Annotated in this window: 20 protein-coding genes and 3 pseudogenes; 15 read left to right on the top strand and 8 right to left on the bottom strand. The window is 68.6% G+C overall.

All coding sequences use genetic code 11. The features are described 5' to 3' along the window. Positions 1-11: 11 nt before the first annotated feature. Complete coding sequence (gene hslU / locus KSF81_RS07800; protein WP_309139710.1) at positions 12-1,337, bottom strand: ATP-dependent protease ATPase subunit HslU; 1,326 nt, start codon at positions 1,335-1,337, stop codon at positions 12-14. A gap of 9 nt (positions 1,338-1,346) precedes the next feature. Then, positions 1,347-1,922 (bottom strand): ATP-dependent protease subunit HslV, encoded by a 576-nt coding sequence (gene hslV / locus KSF81_RS07795; protein ID WP_217378495.1) that lies wholly within the window; start codon positions 1,920-1,922, stop codon positions 1,347-1,349. Between the two features lie 518 nt (positions 1,923-2,440). Here hslV and KSF81_RS07790 point away from each other — a divergent pair. From KSF81_RS07790 to gshB, 12 genes and pseudogenes are all read left to right on the top strand, one after another. Continuing rightward, positions 2,441-3,862 (top strand): AIPR family protein, encoded by a 1,422-nt coding sequence (locus KSF81_RS07790; RefSeq protein ID WP_217378494.1) that lies wholly within the window; start codon positions 2,441-2,443, stop codon positions 3,860-3,862. A 96-nt stretch (positions 3,863-3,958) separates the two neighbouring features. Beyond that, positions 3,959-4,588 carry an imidazoleglycerol-phosphate dehydratase HisB gene (gene hisB, locus KSF81_RS07785; RefSeq protein ID WP_217378493.1) on the top strand — a complete coding sequence of 210 codons (630 nt, stop codon included), beginning with the start codon at positions 3,959-3,961 and terminating at the stop codon, positions 4,586-4,588. After that, positions 4,588-5,022, top strand: a complete 435-nt coding sequence (locus KSF81_RS07780; protein ID WP_217378492.1) for a DUF2628 domain-containing protein — start codon at positions 4,588-4,590, stop codon at positions 5,020-5,022. The genes hisB and KSF81_RS07780 overlap by 1 nt, the downstream gene beginning before the upstream one ends. Continuing rightward, complete coding sequence (gene hisH, locus KSF81_RS07775; protein ID WP_217378491.1) at positions 5,019-5,684, top strand: imidazole glycerol phosphate synthase subunit HisH; 666 nt, start codon at positions 5,019-5,021, stop codon at positions 5,682-5,684. The genes KSF81_RS07780 and hisH overlap by 4 nt, the downstream gene beginning before the upstream one ends. A 14-nt stretch (positions 5,685-5,698) precedes the next feature. After that, positions 5,699-6,286 carry a GNAT family N-acetyltransferase gene (locus tag KSF81_RS07770; protein WP_217378490.1) on the top strand — a complete coding sequence of 196 codons (588 nt, stop codon included), beginning with the start codon at positions 5,699-5,701 and terminating at the stop codon, positions 6,284-6,286. Between the two features lie 7 nt (positions 6,287-6,293). Then, positions 6,294-7,021 (top strand): annotated as a pseudogene (gene hisA, locus KSF81_RS07765) (1-(5-phosphoribosyl)-5-[(5-phosphoribosylamino)methylideneamino]imidazole-4-carboxamide isomerase). Positions 7,022-7,087: 66 nt separating this feature from the next. Then, complete coding sequence (locus tag KSF81_RS07760; protein WP_254453413.1) at positions 7,088-7,888, top strand: substrate-binding domain-containing protein; 801 nt, start codon at positions 7,088-7,090, stop codon at positions 7,886-7,888. Between the two features lie 96 nt (positions 7,889-7,984). Then, complete coding sequence (gene hisF / locus KSF81_RS07755) at positions 7,985-8,764, top strand: imidazole glycerol phosphate synthase subunit HisF (protein WP_217378489.1); 780 nt, start codon at positions 7,985-7,987, stop codon at positions 8,762-8,764. A 2-nt stretch (positions 8,765-8,766) separates the two neighbouring features. Beyond that, positions 8,767-9,318, top strand: a complete 552-nt coding sequence (locus KSF81_RS07750) for a phosphoribosyl-ATP diphosphatase (protein WP_217378488.1) — start codon at positions 8,767-8,769, stop codon at positions 9,316-9,318. Positions 9,319-9,436: 118 nt separating this feature from the next. Next, positions 9,437-9,817, top strand: coding sequence for a histidine triad nucleotide-binding protein (locus tag KSF81_RS07745; protein ID WP_217378487.1), 381 nt, complete (start codon positions 9,437-9,439; stop codon positions 9,815-9,817). A 137-nt stretch (positions 9,818-9,954) separates the two neighbouring features. Continuing rightward, positions 9,955-10,806, top strand: coding sequence for a SirB1 family protein (locus KSF81_RS07740; RefSeq protein WP_217378486.1), 852 nt, complete (start codon positions 9,955-9,957; stop codon positions 10,804-10,806). Between the two features lie 237 nt (positions 10,807-11,043). Beyond that, entirely contained in the window at positions 11,044-11,991 is a 948-nt protein-coding gene (gene gshB, locus KSF81_RS07735) for a glutathione synthase (protein ID WP_217378485.1), read from the top strand. Between the two features lie 16 nt (positions 11,992-12,007). On the opposite strand, the gene KSF81_RS07730 is transcribed toward gshB, so the two are convergent. The 5 genes from KSF81_RS07730 to KSF81_RS07710 form a co-directional block, all read right to left on the bottom strand. Beyond that, entirely contained in the window at positions 12,008-12,277 is a 270-nt protein-coding gene (locus tag KSF81_RS07730) for a hypothetical protein (protein ID WP_217378484.1), read from the bottom strand. Positions 12,278-12,428: 151 nt separating this feature from the next. Then, positions 12,429-13,547, bottom strand: coding sequence for an alanine dehydrogenase (gene ald / locus KSF81_RS07725; protein WP_217378483.1), 1,119 nt, complete (start codon positions 13,545-13,547; stop codon positions 12,429-12,431). 31 nt (positions 13,548-13,578) lie between these two features. Next, positions 13,579-13,932 carry a DMT family protein gene (locus KSF81_RS07720; protein WP_217378482.1) on the bottom strand — a complete coding sequence of 118 codons (354 nt, stop codon included), beginning with the start codon at positions 13,930-13,932 and terminating at the stop codon, positions 13,579-13,581. A gap of 10 nt (positions 13,933-13,942) precedes the next feature. Then, the gene (locus KSF81_RS07715; protein WP_217378481.1) at positions 13,943-15,223 is read right to left on the bottom strand and encodes an AmpG family muropeptide MFS transporter; all 1,281 of its coding nucleotides are present in this window, start codon (positions 15,221-15,223) and stop codon (positions 13,943-13,945) included. A gap of 42 nt (positions 15,224-15,265) precedes the next feature. Further along, complete coding sequence (locus tag KSF81_RS07710; RefSeq protein WP_217378480.1) at positions 15,266-15,691, bottom strand: hypothetical protein; 426 nt, start codon at positions 15,689-15,691, stop codon at positions 15,266-15,268. A gap of 639 nt (positions 15,692-16,330) precedes the next feature. Here KSF81_RS07710 and KSF81_RS29275 point away from each other — a divergent pair. From KSF81_RS29275 to KSF81_RS29265, 3 genes and pseudogenes are all read left to right on the top strand, one after another. Further along, positions 16,331-16,567, top strand: a pseudogene (locus KSF81_RS29275) (GTP-binding protein); the annotation flags it as partial. 21 nt (positions 16,568-16,588) lie between these two features. Further along, a pseudogene (locus KSF81_RS29270) lies at positions 16,589-16,765 on the top strand (HupE/UreJ family protein); the annotation flags it as partial. A 67-nt stretch (positions 16,766-16,832) separates the two neighbouring features. Then, complete coding sequence (locus KSF81_RS29265) at positions 16,833-17,168, top strand: HupE/UreJ family protein (protein WP_254453412.1); 336 nt, start codon at positions 16,833-16,835, stop codon at positions 17,166-17,168. A gap of 51 nt (positions 17,169-17,219) precedes the next feature. Here the strand turns inward: KSF81_RS29265 and KSF81_RS07700 are convergent, their stop codons facing one another. Beyond that, the gene (locus tag KSF81_RS07700) at positions 17,220-17,942 is read right to left on the bottom strand and encodes a bifunctional 2-polyprenyl-6-hydroxyphenol methylase/3-demethylubiquinol 3-O-methyltransferase UbiG (RefSeq protein ID WP_217378479.1); all 723 of its coding nucleotides are present in this window, start codon (positions 17,940-17,942) and stop codon (positions 17,220-17,222) included. Positions 17,943-17,972: the final 30 nt, after the last annotated feature.

Below are 17,972 nucleotides of genomic sequence, written 5' to 3'. Positions count from 1 at the left end.
TATAACGCGCCCTACAGGATGTAGCGGCTGAGATCGGCGCTGCTGGCCAGCGGCGCCACCTTCTCCTGCACATAGGCCGCGTCCACTCGCACCGCCTCGCCGCCGCGGTCGCTGGCGCTGAAGGAGATCTCCTCCAGCAGCCGTTCCAGCACCGTGGCCAGGCGGCGGGCGCCGATATTCTCGATCCGGGCATTGATGTCGGCGGCGAGGTCGGCCACCGCGTCCACGGCATCCCCGGTGATGTCGAGCGTCAGCCCCTCGGTGCCCAGCAGCGCCACGTATTGCTTGATGAGCGAATGCTCGGGCTCGGTCAGGATGCGGCGGAAATCCTCGCGCGTGAGCGCCGCAAGCTCGACCCGGATCGGCAACCGCCCCTGCAATTCCGGCAGCAGGTCGGAGGGCTTGGAGAGGTGGAAGGCGCCGGAGGCGATGAACAGGATATGGTCGGTCTTCACCGGCCCGTGCTTGGTGGTGACGGTGGTGCCCTCGATCAGCGGCAGCAGGTCGCGCTGCACGCCCTCGCGGCTCACGTCGCCGCCACGGAAGCCGCCCTCGCCGGTGCTGCGGGCGATCTTGTCGATCTCGTCGAGGAAGACGATGCCGTTGTTCTCGGCATTGGCCACCGCGTCGCGGGTCAGCGCGTCCTGGTCCAGCAGCTTGTCCGCCTCGTCGCGGACCAGCGCCACGCGGGCATCGGCCACGGTCATCTTGCGCGGCTTGGTGCGGCCGCCGCCGAACATCTTGCCCAGCATGTCCTGCATGTTCTGCATCTGCAGGCCCTGGGCGCCGGGCAGGTCGATCATGCCGATCGGCATGCCGCCGCCGGCATCGGCGATCTGCACCTCGACCTCGCGGTCCTCGATCTGGCCCTCGCGCAGCATGCGGCGGAATTTCATCCGCGTCTCGCCGCTGGCGCCCTCGCCCACCAGCGCCGTCACCAGCCTTTCCTCGGCGGCAAGCTCGGCCTTGGCCTGGACGTCCTTGCGGGCCTGCTCCCGCATCTGGGTGATGGAGACCTCGACCAGATCCCGCAGGATGCTTTCCACGTCGCGGCCGACATAGCCAACCTCGGTGAATTTGGTGGCCTCCACCTTCAGGAAGGGGGCGTTGGCGAGCCGCGCCAGGCGGCGGGCGATCTCGGTCTTGCCGCAGCCGGTGGGGCCGATCATCAGGATGTTCTTCGGCACCACCTCCTCGCGGATGCCCTCCGGCAGTTGCTGCCGGCGCCAGCGGTTGCGCAACGCAATGGCCACGGCGCGCTTGGCGTCGTTCTGGCCGACGATGTAGCGGTCGAGCTCCGAGACGATCTCGCGCGGGCTCAGGTTCACGGCTTCGATGGGCATCGTTCAGGCCGCTTCCAGCACTTCGAGGGTGACGTTGCCATTGGTATAGACGCAGATGTCGCCGGCGATCTTCATGGCGCGGCGGCAGACCTCCTCGGCCGTGATGTCCGGCACGTCGACCAGCGCCCGCGCCGCGGCCAGCGCGTAATTGCCCCCCGAACCGATGCCGATGATGGCATCCTCCGGCTCCAGCACATCGCCCTGGCCGGTCAGCAGCAGGGACCGCTTCGCATCGGCCACCGCCAGCAGCGCCTCCAGCCGGCGCAGGTAGCGGTCGGTGCGCCAGTCCTTGGCGAGTTCGACGCAGGCGCGCTCCAACTGGTCCGGGAAGCGTTCCAGCTTGGCTTCCAGCCGTTCCAGCAGGGTGAAGGCATCGGCCGTGGCGCCGGCGAAGCCCGCCAGCACCTTGCCCTGCGCGATGCGCCGGACCTTGCGGGCATTGCCCTTCACAACCGTCTGGCCGAGCGAGACCTGGCCGTCGCCGGCCATGGCGACTTGGGCGCCCTTGCGGACGCAGAGGATGGTGGTGCCGTGCCACCCCAGGGGGTCACGGCCCGGGTCGCGTTGTTCGGAAGACATGGCCCCGATTTGGGCTCTCGTAAGGCTGTTAGCAACGGTGGATGGGTAGCGCTCGACTGCGGGGCCAGGCAGATCGGCGATTCAGAAGCTCTGAACCACGTTCGGCAATGGCCTCATGTGCAGGCGTGGTTTCAAGGGGCAACTTAGTTGCCCCTTTCGGGGATGACCGATAGCCTGGGCAGGATTGGCCCGACGGAGCTTGCAGTGGACGCCACACGCCTTCCCGCTTTCCTTCAGTCGCCCCAGAGCCTATCCGACCATCTCGAAGCCCATTTCTCCGAGCGGTCGAGCAAAGAGCGAGGCGACACGTTCGTGAGTGTGGCTCTTAAGATCATTCCCCTCACGGAAAAAGGGAAACATTTCCACGAAATACAGCTATCAAAAAAGCAGACTCATGACGAGGGCGCTGATCTTATATCAGCGCCCAACGAGGATGGGGAAATACTAATAGGTCAATCAAAGTATAGAATTCGGCAAAAAAATTGAATTCGACAGCATAATTAGTAAATTCCAAAGTTATGAGCGCAAAAAAAACAGCGCATTCGAAAGGCTTATTGTTTGACATTGATGAAAACAAAAGCCTGCATTTTATCATTGTCACATCATCTGATCTAACAGAAATTCTTCGCTCCTATCGAGAGAGTGAGCTGGCGTCCAAAGCGTATTTTGAAGAACTTAGCAGGCAAGGCCGCATTGAAATTTTCCACGGACCTGATTTGCTGAAAATGCTTAGGCAGCACTACTTCCGTGCACACGCCGTTCCAACTGAGCTGAAAATAAGTTCCGCTGCTGGATGGTTAAATGCTGGAAATGCTTTTCTCGGGATAGTCAAGGGCGCCGACATCAAACGCTTGCATGCAGAATTTGGTGAGGCGCTATTCTTCGAAAATATAAGAGATTTTATAGGAACATCGCCGAACAGCAAGCAGGAAGAGCGGGTCACAGTTAACGAAGAGATAACCAGGACAATTCGGGAACAGCCCGCACGAATGTTAGAGCGAAATAACGGGATTGTATTACGCGCGGCCTCAGTGCGACCAGATGGCCAGCATACTTTGCATTTATTTGACGCTAGTATCGTCAACGGATGTCAAACGACAATGTGCTTGGCCCTCAGCTCTGACGTAGCCGATGACTGTTGTATCGCCTTGAAAGTGGTGCAAACGAATGATGCATGGGAGATCACCAAAACCGCAAACTCTCAAAACAACATCCGGCAAATAGAGCTAAAATTAGCAAAATTTTTGCGGCCCCAGTTGTTGCGACGAGCAGCAAACGACCTGGGATACGGTTTCCAAGAGGGCATTTCAGCTACCGCACGCCTTATTCTTAACGAAATTTACCAAGATCACGTTGACTATGAGGAAATCAAGTATCTATACCTCGGACTTTTTTCTACAAGGCCTGGCAATATTTTTGGCTACAATTACGTTGACATCCGTTATGATGTTCTTGAGGCGCTTATAAGTAATGAAGAGGTCGAGAAATACGTATTTGCCACCATGTTTCTTATTACAAAACGCACACAGGAAGCGGCAGAGCTATGCAATCAGTCCTTAAAAGGCACACCATTCGCTGAACTTTTCAAAAGATTTTTTGACGAAGACAAATCTATATATCGCATGTACTTCGCCATACTGGCACTCTGTGCGGCCACACAGGAGGATATTTCTGACCGAAAGAGCGACACAATTATAGAGCGCGACCGAATGGTAAATATGTTAAAACAAATTAGAATACTACTTGAGAATAAAGCTGAAGAGTTTTCTTTTGTTTATCAGCAGGCTTTTTTGATAGCGGCCGAATCGACATTAGAATTTGAGAGTGAACAAGAAGTGCAGAAAAATATGCATTCAATTATCAAAAGAGGTTTCAAAATTAATTATCAGAAATTACGCCTTCGGCTCCAAACTATGCCGTTTTCTCGCTCTCCAATATGAACTCCGCTTGCTCCGATCTAAATTGCCCCAGCAGGAAGCCTGCTCCATAGCGGCGGCCCCTCGCCAAGCCGCCGCCACGGGGCTAAACCCCGGTGCATGGACGCCGACCGCAACCCAGGATTGAGCCCGCCCTCCCGCCGTGCCGAATTGGCCCGCACCACGGCGGAAACCGCCATCCGCGCCACGCTGGTCCTGGACGGGACCGGCAAGGCCGAGGTCAGCACGGGCATCGGCTTCCTCGACCACATGCTCACCGCGCTGGCCCGGCACGCGCTGTTCGATCTCACGCTGGAAGCCAGGGGCGACCTGCATATCGACTTCCACCACACCACCGAGGATGTCGGCATCGTGCTCGGCCAGTGCCTGCGCGCGGCGCTCGGCGACAAGCGCGGCATCCGCCGCTACGGCCAGGCCCTGCTGCCAATGGACGAGGCGCTGGCGGAGGCCGCGGTGGACATCTCCGGCCGCCCCTTCCTCGCCTGGTCGGTGCCCTTCGCCCGCGACAAGGTCGGGGAGATGGACACGGAATTGTTCGAGGAGTTCTTCCGCGCCTTCGCCCTCAACGCAGGTGTGACCCTGCATGTCACCTTGAAGGCCGGCACCAACGCGCACCATGTCGCTGAGGCATGTTTCAAGGCGCTGGCCCGGTCGCTGCGCATGGCCGTGGAGACCGACCCGCGCTCCCCCGATTCCGTGCCCTCGACCAAGGGCGTGCTGGAGGGCTGATGCGCGTCTGGACTGTGCATGCGCCTGCCGCGGCATCCCGCCGGGCGCGCCCGCCCGTGCTGGTGCCGGAGGGCTTCTCCTGGGGCGCCTTCCTCTTCGCCCTGCCCTGGCTGCTGCTGCATCGGCTCTGGCTGGAGGCGCTGATCTATGTCGCCGCCGTGCTGCTGCTGGTGCTGCTCCTGCCGCCGCCGGCCGGCCCGGTGGCGGCGGTGGCCCTGCAATTCCTCCTCGGCGCGCATGCCCAGGACCTGCGCCGGCGCGCCCTGGCGCGGCGCGGCTACGCGCAGCCGCATGTGGTGGTGGCGCCGAATGCGGACCTGGCCCTGGCCCGGCTGCTGGATGCCCGGCCGGATCTCGCCGGAATCTGGGCCCAGGCGGCGCTCGGCAGGACGGATTTGGGCAAGACCGGTCCGCGCAGGGCCGTCCCGGCATGAGCGCAACCCGGCGGATCGCGGTGGTGGACCCGGGCTCGGGCAACCTGGCCTCGGTGCTGCGGGCGCTGGAACGCGCCTCGGCCATGGCGGAGGTGCCGATCGCCGCCGCCATCACCCGGCATCACGGCGATGTGGCGGCGGCCGACCGTGTCATCCTGCCCGGCCAGGGCGCCTTCGCCGCCTGCATGCGCGGGTTGCAGGCGCTGCCCGGCATGGTGGAGACGCTGGAGGAGAGGGTGCGCGGCCGCGGCCTGCCGCTGCTCGGCATCTGTGTCGGCATGCAGATCATGGCCGAGCGCGGGCTGGAGCATGGCGTGACCCCCGGCCTCGGCTGGATCACCGGCGAGATGGCGCCCATGGCCCCGCGCGGGCCCAATGGCGCCGCCCTGCCGCTGCCGCAGATGGGCTGGAACACGCTGGACTTCCCGGCCGGAGGGCACCCGCTGCTGGATGGCGTCCGCCCGGGCGAGCATGCCTATTTCGTGCATTCCTATGCGCTCCGTGGCGCGGCGGAGCATGAGGTCGCGGCCACCACCGACTACGGCGGCAGGGTCGTCGCCATGGTGGCCCGGGGCAATGTCGCCGGCACCCAATTCCATGTGGAGAAAAGCCAGACCGTGGGCCTACGCATCCTTGCGAATTTCCTGAAATGGGAACCATGAGCGGGAAGACGCCGATGAGCAGCGCCGCGTCCAGGAAAACCGAGCTTTGGGTGGACCGCGTCACCGAACTATCCGAACACGAGATGGCGGAGCTCTGCGAGGCCACCGATGCCGCGATCATCGAGGGCGGCGGCTTCGGTTGGGTGGAGCCGCAGGGCCGGGCCGCGCTGGAGCGGCATTTCCGCGGCGCCATGCTGGTGCCGGAACGCGAGCTCTTCGTGGCGCGGCTCGACGGGCTGGTGGTGGGCAGCGCGCAACTGGTCCGCCCGCCCCGCAACAACGAGGCGCAGGCATTCTCCGCCAGCCTCACCCACGCCTATATCGCCCCCTATGGCCGTGGCCACGGCCTGGCCAGGCTGATGATCCGGCGGGTGGAGGAGCGCGCCGCGGCCTTGGGCCACCGGGTGCTGAATCTCGATGTGCGGGAGACGCAGGAGATCGCGATCGGGGTCTTCGAGGGGCTCGGCTATATCCGCTGGGGCACCCACCCCGCCTATGCCAGGGTGCGCGGCCAGACGGTCGCCGGGCATTTCTACTACAAGCTGCTCGAACCCGGCCGGGGCCGCAGCACCGGGCAGGTGATGGGGCTGGAGGTCGGTTGAGATGGCGCTGACTCTCTATCCCGCCATCGACCTCAAGGGCGGCCAGGTGGTGCGGCTGAAGCGCGGCGACATGGCGCAGGCCACCGTCTATTCCGGGGAGCCCGCCGCGCAGGCCCGCAAATCGCCGCCACCGGCTTCGCCTGGCTGCATGTGGTGGACCTCGACGGCGCCTTCGCCGGCCGCCCGGCCAATGCCGCGGCGGTGGAGGCGATCCTGGGTGCGGTGCCCGGCCTGCCCGTGCAATTGGGCGGCGGCATCCGCAGCATGGCGACGGTGGAGGCTTGGCTCTCGCGCGGGGTGCAGCGGGTGATCCTGGGCTCGGCGGCGCTGAAGGACCCGGAATTCGCCCGCGCCGCCTGCCAGGCGCATCCCGGCCGCGTCGCCGTCGGGATCGATGCGCGCAAGGGGCTGGTGGCGACCGAGGGCTGGGCGCAGGTCAGCACCATGCCGGCGCTGGACCTGGCGCGGCGCTTCGAGGATGCCGGCGCCGCCGCTATCATCTACACCGATATCGACCGCGACGGCATGCTGGGCGGGGTCAACCTGGAAGCCACCCTGGCCCTGGCCCGCGCGATGACGCTGCCGGTGATCGCCTCGGGCGGCGTCGCCTCGCTGGACGACCTGGCGGCGCTGGCAGCGGTGGCGGCGGAGGGGATCGAGGGCGTCATCATCGGCCGCGCGCTTTATGACGGGCGGGTCGATCCGGTGCGGGCGCTGGCGCTGGCGGGGGCGTAGCGTGGCCATGGCGGAACCGGCGGCGCAGGTCTAGCCTTCCCTCGTTGCCCCGGGGGGAAACAAGCCATGCGGATGCTATCGATGGGTCGCCGGGCGCTGGCGCTCGGCCTAGTCGGCCTGCTGGTCCTGGCCGGCGCGGCGGGCGCCGCCGAGGTCCGGGTGATGACCTCGGGCGGCTTCACCGCCGCCTATCGCGTGCTGGGGCCGGAATTCGAGCGCGCCACCGGCCATACCCTTTCCACCGCGCTCGGCGCCTCCATGGGCAATGCGCCGGATGCCATCCCGCAGCGGCTCGGGCGCGGGGAGCCGGCGGATGTGGTGATCCTGGCCGCCGAAGGGCTCGAAGCCCTGGTCCGGGCCGGCCATGTGGTGCCGGGCAGCCGCGTCGACCTCGCCGAATCCCTCATCGGCATGGCGGTCCGCGCCGGCGCGCCGCGGCCCGACATCAGCTCGGTCGAGGCATTCAAGCGGACCCTGCTGGAGGCGCGCTCGATCGCCTATTCCGCCAGTGCCAGCGGCGTCTACATCTCCACCCAGCTCTACCAACGCCTGGGCCTCGCCGATCAGCTCATGCCGAAAAGCCGGCGCATCCTGAGCGAGCGGGTCGGCAGCGTGGTGGCGCGCGGCGAGGCCGAGATCGGCTTCCAGCAGGTCAGCGAACTGCTGCCCATCCAGGGCATCGACTATGTCGGGCTGATCCCGCGGGAATTGCAGCAGGTGACGGTCTTCTCGGCCGGCCTTGCCGCGAAGGCCGAGCAGCCGGAGGCGGCGCGGGCGCTGATTCGCTTCCTCTCCGCGCCCGCCGCCCGCGACACCATCGCCCGGACCGGCCTGGAGCCGATGGCGGCACCGGAACTGGTGCGCTGATCCGGCGCAGCAAAGTCGCTTGACCCGAGGGCGCTTCGGCGGCAAGCGGAAGCCCCCGCGGCCCGCCGCGGTGCCGATAATTCCACAGGTGATCCGGTGCTCGCGCTGCGCGTCATACCCTGCCTCGATGTGAAGGACGGCCGCGTCGTGAAGGGCGTCAATTTCGTGGCGCTGCGCGATGCCGGTGACCCGGTGGAACAGGCCCGCGCCTATGACCGGGAGGGCGCGGACGAGATCACCTTCCTCGACATCGCGGCCAGTCACGAGAATCGCGACACCATCCTGGACGTGGTCGCCCGCACCGCGGCCGAGGTCTTCATCCCGCTGACCGTCGGTGGCGGCGTCCGCTCGGTGGAGGATATCCGCCGCCTGCTGCTGGCCGGCGCCGACAAGGCCAGCATCAACAGCGCCGCCGTGGCCGAGCCCGAGCTGGTCTCCCGCGCCGCGGAGGCCTTCGGCAGCCAGTGCATCGTGGTGGCGGTGGATGCCCGCGCCAGCGGCCCTGGCCGCTGGGAGGTCTTCACCCATGGCGGAAGGCGCGGCACCGGACTCGATGCGGTGGAATGGGCGCGGCGCATGGCGGCGGCCGGCGCGGGGGAGATCCTGCTGACCTCGATGGACCGGGACGGCACCAAATCCGGCTTCGACCTCGACCTGCTGCGGGCGGTGCGGGCGGCGACCGGGGTGCCGCTCATCGCCTCGGGCGGGGTCGGCACGGTCGGGCATTTCGTGGAGGGGGCACGGGCCGGGGCCAGCGGGCTGCTGGCGGCCAGCGTCTTCCATTACGGCGAGTTCCGCGTCGCCGATGCCAAGGCGGCGCTGGCCGCGGCCGGGCTGCCGGTGCGGCCCGTCCCCGGCCAGGCGGAGGCAGCCTGAGCATGGGGAAACCCACCAAGACGAAGCCCGCCAAGGCAAAGAAGAAAGCGGCGGGAAAGGCGGCGCCGATCTCCCGCGCCCTGCCGCTGCCGCCGGCCCTGCCGGCCGTGCCGGTGAAGCCGCCCAAATCGGTGCGCCGGGCCGAGGCCAGCCACCTCCGCCCGCTGGAGATCGCGCCCGCCGGCGATGCGCCAGGCAGCGCCCCCGTGCTCGACCGGCTCTGGCAGACGGTGGAGGCCAGGCGCCAATCGGGCGACACCACCAATTCCCATTCCGCCCGGCTGCTGGCGCGCGGCACCGCCAAGGTGGCCCAGAAGCTAGGCGAGGAGGCGGTGGAATGCGTCATCGAGGCGACGCAGGGCCACCGGGCCGGGACCATCCTGGAATCCGCCGACCTGCTCTATCACCTGCTGGTGGTCTGGGTGGATGCCGGCATCCGGCCGGAGGAGGTCTGGGCCGAATTGCGCCGGCGGGAGGGCATCAGCGGCATCGCCGAGAAGGCGGCCCGGCCGAAGGGCATTGTCCGCGCCGCCCGCACCAGCAAGCTGCCCTGACCAAAGGGCTTCCCGCTCGTCCAGGCTCACGGGAAGCCCTTCTGATTGTTTTCGGTCACATTGTCTGCGGCCAACCGCGCAGACTTGGCCGGAAAATGTTCCAGGAGGGATCGCCGCCATGTCCATCTCCGGCCTGCCGCCCTACGACCCCGGCAATATCTTCGCCCGCATCCTGCGCGGCGAGATCCCCTGCAAGCGGGTGCATGAGGACGAATACGCCCTCGCCTTCCATGACATCGCGCCGCAGGCGCCGGTGCATGTGCTGGTGATCCCGAAGGGGGAATGGGTCAGCGCCGCGGATTTCCACGCCGCCGCGCCCGCCGAGACGATCGCCGGCTTCTGGCGCGCCGTCTCCGCCGTGGCCCGCGAACTGGGGCTGGAAGCCGGCGGCTACCGCATCCTGTCCAACATGGGCGCCGATGGCGGGCAGGAAGTCGGGCATTTCCATGTCCATATCTTCGGCGGCCGCCGCCTCGGCCGGATGGTGCCGCCGGGCTGAACCGCCCGATGGCCGGAGGGCGCTGGCGCCCAGAGGGCTGAATCGGCCGGCGCAAGAGACCGCCCGGAGAGCTGAATCGGCCGGCGCAAGAAACCTGCTCCCTTGAAGCCGGCGGGCCAAGCGGCGAGATTGCCGCCATGCCCCTGACCTCCCAGGATGAGGCCCGCGCCGCCCTCGCCGCCGCCGGCCAGCTTCCCGATGCCGAGATCGACCTGGCCGCGGTGGCCCTGCAATTCGCCCGGATCGACGCGCCGGATGCGGATTGGCGCGCCACCGCCGCCGCACTCTCGGAACTGGCCCAGGGCGCCGTGGCCGCCGCCGCCGCGGATGGCGAAGCCGATGCCGGCGACCCGGAGCGCCGCCGGATGCTGCTGGCCGGGCTGATCCATGGCCGCCTCGGCTATGCCGGCGATGCCGAGGCTTATGATGACCTGGCCAATGCCAACCTGATCCGGGTGGTGGAGCGGCGCCGCGGCCTGCCCATCGCGCTCGGCATCCTCTGGCTGCATGCCGCCGAGGCCGCGGGCTGGTCCGCGCATGGGGTGGATTTCCCCGGGCATTTCCTGGTGGCGGTGGAGGGCGCGCGCGGCCAGGCGCTGGTGGATGTCTTCGCCGGCGGCACCGGCCTGCAGGCGCCCGACCTCCGGCGCCTCATCAAGCGCATCGAGGGCGACAGGGCGGAGCTGCGGCCCGGCCTGCTGCGGCTGCTGGACAAGCGCGGCGCGCTGCTCAGGCTGCAGAACAACATCAAGCTGCGGCGGCTGCGCGGCGGCGACCTGCCCGGCGCGCTCGACTGCACGGAGGACATGCTGCGCCTCGCCCCCGATCATGCGGCGCTCTGGCGGGAGGCCGGGCTGATGAACCAGCGGCTGGACCGGATCGGCGCCGCGCTGGGCTGCCTCGACCGGTCGCTGGAACTGGAGCCGGAGGGCGAGGCCGCCGCCCGCACCCGCATGGTGGCGGAGGAATTGCGGCACCGGCTGAACTAGAGCGTGGTCGCTTGAGGTGCTCGCACCGAAAAGCGTGAATCACGCAATCAAACAAAGGCCTGGAGCATGATGCGTGAACGAAGGTGAACGCATCATGCTCTAGTGGTCCGATCCTGACGCTTGGTCCCCAAGCGTCAGGTGAATCGGCCCACCACTAGCCGCGCGCCCCATGCGGCCCCTGGCGTTTCGCCCGGACCGGTGCCAACAGAGCGGCGGAAAACGGTGCAGGAGAGCCCGATGGCGCATGCCTTGCGGGTCGCGGTCCAGATGGACCCGATCCAGTCGATCAATATCGATGCCGACAGCACCTTCGCCCTGATGCTGGAGGCCCAGGCGCGCGGCCATGCGCTGTGGCACTACCATGTGCGCGACCTGGCGCTGTTCGGCGGCCGGGTGGTGGCCCGGGCGCAGCCGGTGACGGTGCAGCGCAGGCAGGGCGAGCATTGGGCCTTCGGCGCGGAGGAGGAACTCGACCTCGGAGCCATGGACGTGGTGCTGATGCGCCAGGACCCGCCCTTCGACATGGCCTATATCACGGCCACCCATATCCTGGAGCATATCCACCCGAAGACCCTGGTGGTGAACGACCCGGCCAGCGTCCGCAACGCGCCGGAGAAGCTCTTCGTCACGCATTTCCCGGACCTGATGCCGGAGACGCTGGTGACGGCGGACCGGCAGCAGATCATGCGGTTCCGGGAAAGGCATGGCGACATCATCATCAAGCCATTGTTCGGCAATGGCGGCGCCGGCGTCTTCCACCTGCGCCCCGAGGACCCCAACCTGAATGCGCTGGTGGAGATGTTCACCGAACGCTCGCGGGAGCCGCTGGTGGTGCAGAAATACGTCCCCGCCGTGCGGCAGGGCGACAAGCGCATCATCCTGGTGGACGGGGTGGCGATGGGCGCCATCAACCGCGTGCCGGCGGCGGGCGAGGCGCGCAGCAACATGCATGTCGGCGGCCGGGCGGAGCAGACCACGCTGACCGAGCGCGAGCGCGAGATCTGCGAGGCGATCGGGCCGGAACTCAAGGCGCGCGGCATGATCTTCGTCGGCATCGACGTGATCGGCGGCTACCTGACGGAAATCAACGTCACCAGCCCGACCGGGCTGCAGGAGATCGCGCGCTTCGACGGGGTGCATCTGGAACGCGCGATCTGGGATGCGATCGAGGCGCGGCGGGGCTGACGCCGCCCGCCATGCCTCAGCGGAGCGGCACGTGGAACGAGAAGCCGAGGCTCGGCGGGGCGTAGTAGACCGGCGGCGGCGGTGGCGGCGCATAATAGACCGGCGGCGGCGCGTAGTAGTGGCGGCGGGGCGGCGGCGCATAGACCACGGCGGGCGGTGGCCCCCAATAGGGCGGCGGCGGGCCGTGCCAGCCGCGCCTCCAGGGTGGATCGGCCTGCGCCGGGCTGGCGGCGAGGGCCGCGGCGCCGAGGGTGGCAAGGGCCATCAGGGTCCGGAAGCTGGCCATGCGGCGGGTTCCCAAGCGTGCCCGCCGGGATGCGGGGCGTTCTGAAGGCGGTATATTGCCCGCAAAACAACCCCTGGTTCAAGTGGCGGCCCCGGCACAACCTGTGGCCTCTGGCAGCGCCTATCGCCCGGCTGCCGCGGTGCCCGGCCGGTCAGGCGCGGATCGCCTTCTCGGCCGGCAGCAATTCCAGGCCCAGCGCCGCCGCCACGGCGGGGTGGATGACCCTTCCCGCATGCACGTTCAGCCCCTGCGCCAGATGCGGGTTCTCCGCCAGCGCCCGCCGCCAGCCCTTCTCCGCCAGTTGCAGGGTGAAGGGCAGGGTGGCGTTGTTCAGCGCCACCGCGCTTGTGCGCGCCACCGCGCCCGGCATGTTGGTGACGCAGTAATGCACCACGCCCTCCTCCAGATAGGTCGGCTCGGCATGGGTGGTGGGGCGGGAGGTCTCGAAGCAGCCGCCCTGGTCGATCGCCACATCCACCATCACGCTGCCCGGCCGCATCCGCCGCACCGTCTCCCGCGTGACGAGTTTCGGCGCCGCGGCGCCCGGCACCAGCACCGCGCCGATGACGAGGTCGGCCTCCAGCACCGCCGCCTCCACCGCCTCGGCCGTGGCGAAGAGCGTGGCGACCGCGCCACCGAATTCACGGTCCAGCGCATCCAGCGCCCGCAGCGAACGGTCGAGCACGATGGTGCGCGCCCGCATCCCGGCGGCGATGCGCGCGGCATTGCCGCCCACCACGCCGCCGCCGATGATCGCGACCCGCGCCCCCGGCACCCCCGGCACGCCAGAGAGCAGGATGCCAGCGCCGCCCGCCCCCTTCTCCAGGCAATGGGCGCCCACCTGCACGGCCATGCGGCCGGCCACCTCGCTCATCGGCGCCAATAGCGGCAGGCCACCCTGGGCATCGGTGACGGTCTCATAGGCGATGGCGGTGCAGCCGCTGCCCATCAACCCGCGGGTCTGCTCGGGGTCGGGCGCCAGGTGCAGGTAGGTGAAGAGGATCTGGCCGGGGCGGAGCTGCCGCCATTCCGCCGGCTGCGGCTCCTTCACCTTCACCACCAGCTCGGCCTCGGCGAAGACCGTGGCGGCATCCGGGGCGATGCGGGCGCCGGCCGCCTGGTAGGCCGCATCCGGGAAGCCGATGGCGACGCCGGCGCCGGCCTCCACCAGCACCTGATGGCCGTGCCCGACCAGGTCCCTGACCGAGGCGGGCACCAGCCCCACCCGGTATTCATGGACCTTCACTTCCTTCGGCACCCCGACCAGCATGACGGCATCCTTTCTCCGGATGCCGGAACATCTAGTCAGTGGGCAGGAAGATGAACACCACCGCGCCGACCAGGCAGCCCATGGCCGCCAGGTAGTTCCAGCGCAGGCTTTCGCCCAGATACAGCACGCTGAAGCCGGCGAAGACCGACAGCGTGATCACCTCCTGCATCACCTTCAATTGCTGGCCGCTATAGGTGCCGGAGATATAGCCGATCCGGTTGGCCGGCACCGCCAGGCAGTATTCCAGCAAGGCGATCCCCCAGGAGACGGCGATCGCCAGCCAGAGGGGCCAGGCCGGGCGCTTCAGGTGCCCGTACCAGGCGAAGGTCATCATCACGTTGGAAGCCACCAGCAGCAGCGGCGGCCAGAGCAGGGAGGGGTTCATGCCAAGGGACTCATGCCCGTGCCGTCTCCGGCGGCAGCCGGCGCAGCAGCCACAGCATGATCGCCATGGCCGGCAGCGCCGCCGCGGTAGTCAGCAGGAAGAAGCCCGGCCAGCCCAACCCCTCGGCCAGCCAGCCGGAGGAGGCGCCCAGCGTGCGCAGCGGCACCGCGGCCAGGGAAGACAGCAGCGCATATTGCGTCGCCGTGAAGGCGCGGCTGGTGAGGCCCGAGAGGTAGGTGAGGAAGGCGGCATCGGCCAGACCATCCGTAAAGCTCTCGATGCCCACCTGCGCCCAGAGCATCGGCATGGAATGGCCGGCATGGAACAGCGCCACATACATCAGGTTGGACAGCATCTGCCCGAGCCCGGTCAGCACCAGCGCCCGCCCGGTGCCGATCCGCGGCACCAGCCAACTGCCGGCCAGGGCGCCGGCCAGGGTGGCGAACATGCCGAACAGGGTGGCGACCGTCGCCACATCCTCCCGGGTGAAGCCGAGCGAGCGGTAGAAGGGCGTGGTCATGATGCCGGCCAGCGCCTCGCCCAGCTTGAACAGCGCGATGAAGAGCAGGATCGCCAGCCAATAACGGCGCCGCATCAGGTCCAGGAAGGGCTCCACCACCGAGCCCCGGAGCCGCGCCGCCCAGCCGGAAGGCAGGCTGCGGGCGCGGCGCGGCTCCGGGCCGGCCAGGGTCGCGGCCAGCCCCACCAGCAGCAGGGATGCGGCGGCCGCATAGGCGCCGCCCCAGCCGAGTGGCCGCACCAGCAGCAGGGTGCCGGCGCCGCTGGCAAGCAAGGCCAGCCGATAGCCCCAGACATAGGCGGCGAGGCCCCGGGCCTGCTCCCCCTCATCCTCCGCCAGCACCTCGATGCGGTAGGCATCCACCACGATGTCCTGGCTGGCCGAGAGGAAGGCCACCAGCACCGCCAGCGCCACCGTGAGGCCGGCGCCGCCGGCCGGGTCGGTCAGGCCGGTGCCGCAGATCGCGGCCATCAGCAGCAATTGGATCAGCGCCAGCCAGCCCCGCCGGTGGCCGAGCCCGGCCAGGAGCGGCGGCCGCAGCGCATCCAGCGCCGGCGACCAGAGGAACTTGTTGGCATAGGCCAGGCCGATCAGCGTGGTCAGCCCGATGGCGCCGAGCGAGAGCCCGGATTCGGTGAACCACTGCCGCAGCACCTGGCCCGCCACCAGCGGCAGCGGCAGGCCGGCCGAGAAGCCGAGGCCGAGCAGGACAAGGTAGCGCCGGTCCCGCCACCGGGCGGGGGCGGCGACGGTCAGGGTGCCATCGGCCATGCGGCACCCGCTAGCAGAAGCGGGGCGGAGCGGCCAGCGGCCTCAGGCCGGCACCAGCCGGGTCAGCCGGTTCGGGTTCATCTCCGACAGGTAGATCACGCCACCGGAAGGCCCGCGCGGGTCGCGCCACATGCCATGCGCGCCGTTCAGCACCGGCCGGCAGCGGCCGAGCAGCCGGCCCTCGGCGCTGTATTGCGACAGGCGCGGCACCTGGTCGGTGACGTAGAAGCCGCCGTCGGGGCCGCCATGCACATCCATCGGCTTGTGCAGGTCGCTGACCTCCAGCAGGAGGTCGCCGCCCGGCGTGAAGACCTGCACGCGGTTGTTCTCGCGATCCGCCACGGCCACCCGGCCATCCGGCAGCACCCAGACCGAATGCGGGGTCGAGAATTCCCCCCGCCCGCCGCCCGGGGTGGCCCCAGCCGGCCAGGTATTCGCCCGCGGCCGAGAAGCGGTGGACCCGCGCATTGCCGTAGCCATCCGCCACATACATGCCGCCATCCCGGGCGAAGGCGATGTCGCAGGGGGCGTTGAAGGGCTCGCCCGGATGGTGCCGCCGGCCGATGCCGCCAATCCGCCGCCCCTCCGGGCTGAAGATGACGATCTCATGCGCGTCGCGGTCCACCACGAAGACGCGGCCATCCCGGTGCAGGGTGAGCATGTGCCCGTCCAGCACCTCCGCCCCGCCCCAGGCGGCGAGGCGGCTTCCATCCGAGTCCAGCACCACCACGGCCGGCGCGGCTTGCTCCACATAGGGATCGGTGCGGAACAGCACATGGACCCGGCCCTCGGCGTCGCAGGCGACATCGCTGATGCAGCCGGGGCCGGCGGGCAGGTCGCCCCAGGGGCGCTCCACCCGGTAGCGGCTGGGGCCAAGGGCGACGTAGAGGTCCTCTCGCGGCATGGCAGGCTCCCTTCGGCCCCTGGCCGGGGTGGGGGCGGCGGTCCAGGGGGTGAATGCGGCGGGCATCCGGTTCCGCAACCATCCTGGCATGGGCCGGCACCGCGCGGCCACCATCTGCTACGCCCCTCTGCGGCAGCATCGCCATGGCGCCGATGGGCGACCCCAAGGCCTTCATCCCAAAGTCGCAGCCGGTGCATTCGCGCTACGTCATCGATGTCTCGGCCGGCGACAAAATGCCCCGCAAGGGTGGCCCTGGCATCACCCGGTCGGATATGCTGGCCATCAACAAGCTCGACCCGGCGCCGCTGGCGGGCGCCGACCTTTCGGTGATGGACCGTGATTCGCGCCGGATGCGCGGGATGCGGCCCTTCACCTTCACCAACCTCAAGGAGGACAGGGGCGTGGCCGAGATCGCGGATTTCATCCTGGCATCATGCGGCATCACCGGGGGGGGCGGGCTGATGCGCGGGCTGCTCCTTGCGGCAGCGCTGCTGCTGCCGCTGCCGGCGCTGGCGCACCCCGGCCATGGGCTGGATGCCGGCCTCTTCGCCGGCTTCCTGCATCCGCTGGGCGGGGCGGACCACATCCTGGCCATGGTGATGGTCGGGCTCTGGGCCGGGCTGCTGGGCGGCCGGGCCCGCTTCGCGCTGCCGGCGGCCTTCCTCGGCGCCATGGCGCTGGGGGGGCGCGCTGGGCATGGCGGGGATGACGCTGCCGCTGGTCCAGGCGGGCCTGCTGGCTTCGGTCATCGTACTCGGCGCCATGGCGGCGCTGGTGGTGCGGCTGCCCCTGCCGGCGGGCATGGCGCTGGCCGCGCTCTTCGGCCTGCTGCACGGGCATGTGCATGGCGAGGAGATGCTGGGCGCCGTGGCCCTCAGCACCGCCGCCGGCTTCCTGGCGGCCACCGCGCTGCTGCATGGCGTGGGGCTGGCCCTGGCCATGCCCGTGGCGCAACGCATGGCCCCCTGGGCGCGCCGCGCGATGCAGGTGGCGGGCGGCGCGACGGCGGTGGCGGGAGTGCTGCTGGCGGTGGTTGGCTAAGCCGGGTCGGCTGCCGGAGGGGTTTCCTTTCGCCTTTGCAGGGAAGCTCCTTCAGTGGCCGGCCGGGGCGGCCTTCGGCAGGGTGGCTTCGCCCAGCACCGCCACGAAGGCGGCAAGATAGGCGGCCATCCTCTCCCGTGCCTGCCCGGGCGGCGGCGCCGGCGGTTCGCCGGTCTTCTCGATCACCACCTCCACCCAATCCGTGCCCTGCACCGTGAGCCTGGCGGGGGTGGCGAGGCCGGCGGCGACATCGGTTTCGCCCTCGCGGTTCCAGACCACGAAACGGCCGTCCCGCACGGCGAAATTATACTGGTGGAAGCCGGTATAGGCTTCCCGTGCGGCCTCATTGGCGAAATGCCGCAGCAGCACCCGGCCGCCGACCCGCGCCATGGCCAGCATCTGCTCGATGCCGCGCAGCGGGTCGAAGGAATGGTCCAGCGCGTTGCGGCAATGCACGAGGTCGAAGCCGCCCTCCGGCAGGAACAGCGCCAGGTCCTCGACCACCGCGAAGCGCGTCTCCAGCGGCGGCGTGATGCCGTGGCGGCGGAACAGCCCGGCATAGAGCGCCGCCAGCGGATCGGTCGGCACGATCTCCAGCGTCAGGCCCGGCAGGGCATAGCCGAGGCAGGTCAGCGGCCCGGCACCGACATCCAGGATGCGGAGCGCCGACCGGCCGAGCGCCCGCGCATGCGCCGAGACGAAGGCATCGAGCGGCGAGGCGGGGTCCATGCGGGCGCGCCAGTCCTCCGGCCACTGGCCGCCGGCGGTCTGCATCACATGGTCCCAGAATTGCAGCTCATGGCG

It is taken from the genome of Siccirubricoccus sp. G192 (genome assembly GCF_019084075.1).
GTDB lineage: Bacteria > Pseudomonadota > Alphaproteobacteria > Acetobacterales > Acetobacteraceae > G192.
Note: the sequence above shows the minus strand (reverse complement) of the source record. Positions and strands in the feature narration are given on the sequence as shown.

Coding starts and splice junctions, on each gene's coding strand:
- KSF81_RS07730 (WP_217378484.1), bottom strand. CDS start 12,277: ATGGCCAGCTTCCGGACCCTGATGGCCCTTGCCACCCTCGGCGCCGCG.
- KSF81_RS07750 (WP_217378488.1), top strand. CDS start 8,767: ATGGGGAAACCCACCAAGACGAAGCCCGCCAAGGCAAAGAAGAAAGCG.
- KSF81_RS07720 (WP_217378482.1), bottom strand. CDS start 13,932: ATGAACCCCTCCCTGCTCTGGCCGCCGCTGCTGCTGGTGGCTTCCAAC.
- KSF81_RS07710 (WP_217378480.1), bottom strand. CDS start 15,691: ATGCGCGGGTCCACCGCTTCTCGGCCGCGGGCGAATACCTGGCCGGCT.
- hisB (WP_217378493.1), top strand. CDS start 3,959: ATGGACGCCGACCGCAACCCAGGATTGAGCCCGCCCTCCCGCCGTGCC.
- gshB (WP_217378485.1), top strand. CDS start 11,044: ATGGCGCATGCCTTGCGGGTCGCGGTCCAGATGGACCCGATCCAGTCG.
- KSF81_RS07715 (WP_217378481.1), bottom strand. CDS start 15,223: ATGGCCGATGGCACCCTGACCGTCGCCGCCCCCGCCCGGTGGCGGGAC.
- KSF81_RS07790 (WP_217378494.1), top strand. CDS start 2,441: ATGAGCGCAAAAAAAACAGCGCATTCGAAAGGCTTATTGTTTGACATT.
- hisH (WP_217378491.1), top strand. CDS start 5,019: ATGAGCGCAACCCGGCGGATCGCGGTGGTGGACCCGGGCTCGGGCAAC.
- ald (WP_217378483.1), bottom strand. CDS start 13,547: ATGCTGGTCGGGGTGCCGAAGGAAGTGAAGGTCCATGAATACCGGGTG.
- hslV (WP_217378495.1), bottom strand. CDS start 1,922: ATGTCTTCCGAACAACGCGACCCGGGCCGTGACCCCCTGGGGTGGCAC.
- KSF81_RS07700 (WP_217378479.1), bottom strand. CDS start 17,942: ATGCAGACCGCCGGCGGCCAGTGGCCGGAGGACTGGCGCGCCCGCATG.
- KSF81_RS07780 (WP_217378492.1), top strand. CDS start 4,588: ATGCGCGTCTGGACTGTGCATGCGCCTGCCGCGGCATCCCGCCGGGCG.
- KSF81_RS07770 (WP_217378490.1), top strand. CDS start 5,699: ATGAGCAGCGCCGCGTCCAGGAAAACCGAGCTTTGGGTGGACCGCGTC.
- KSF81_RS07740 (WP_217378486.1), top strand. CDS start 9,955: ATGCCCCTGACCTCCCAGGATGAGGCCCGCGCCGCCCTCGCCGCCGCC.
- KSF81_RS07745 (WP_217378487.1), top strand. CDS start 9,437: ATGTCCATCTCCGGCCTGCCGCCCTACGACCCCGGCAATATCTTCGCC.
- KSF81_RS29265 (WP_254453412.1), top strand. CDS start 16,833: ATGACGCTGCCGCTGGTCCAGGCGGGCCTGCTGGCTTCGGTCATCGTA.
- KSF81_RS07760 (WP_254453413.1), top strand. CDS start 7,088: ATGCGGATGCTATCGATGGGTCGCCGGGCGCTGGCGCTCGGCCTAGTC.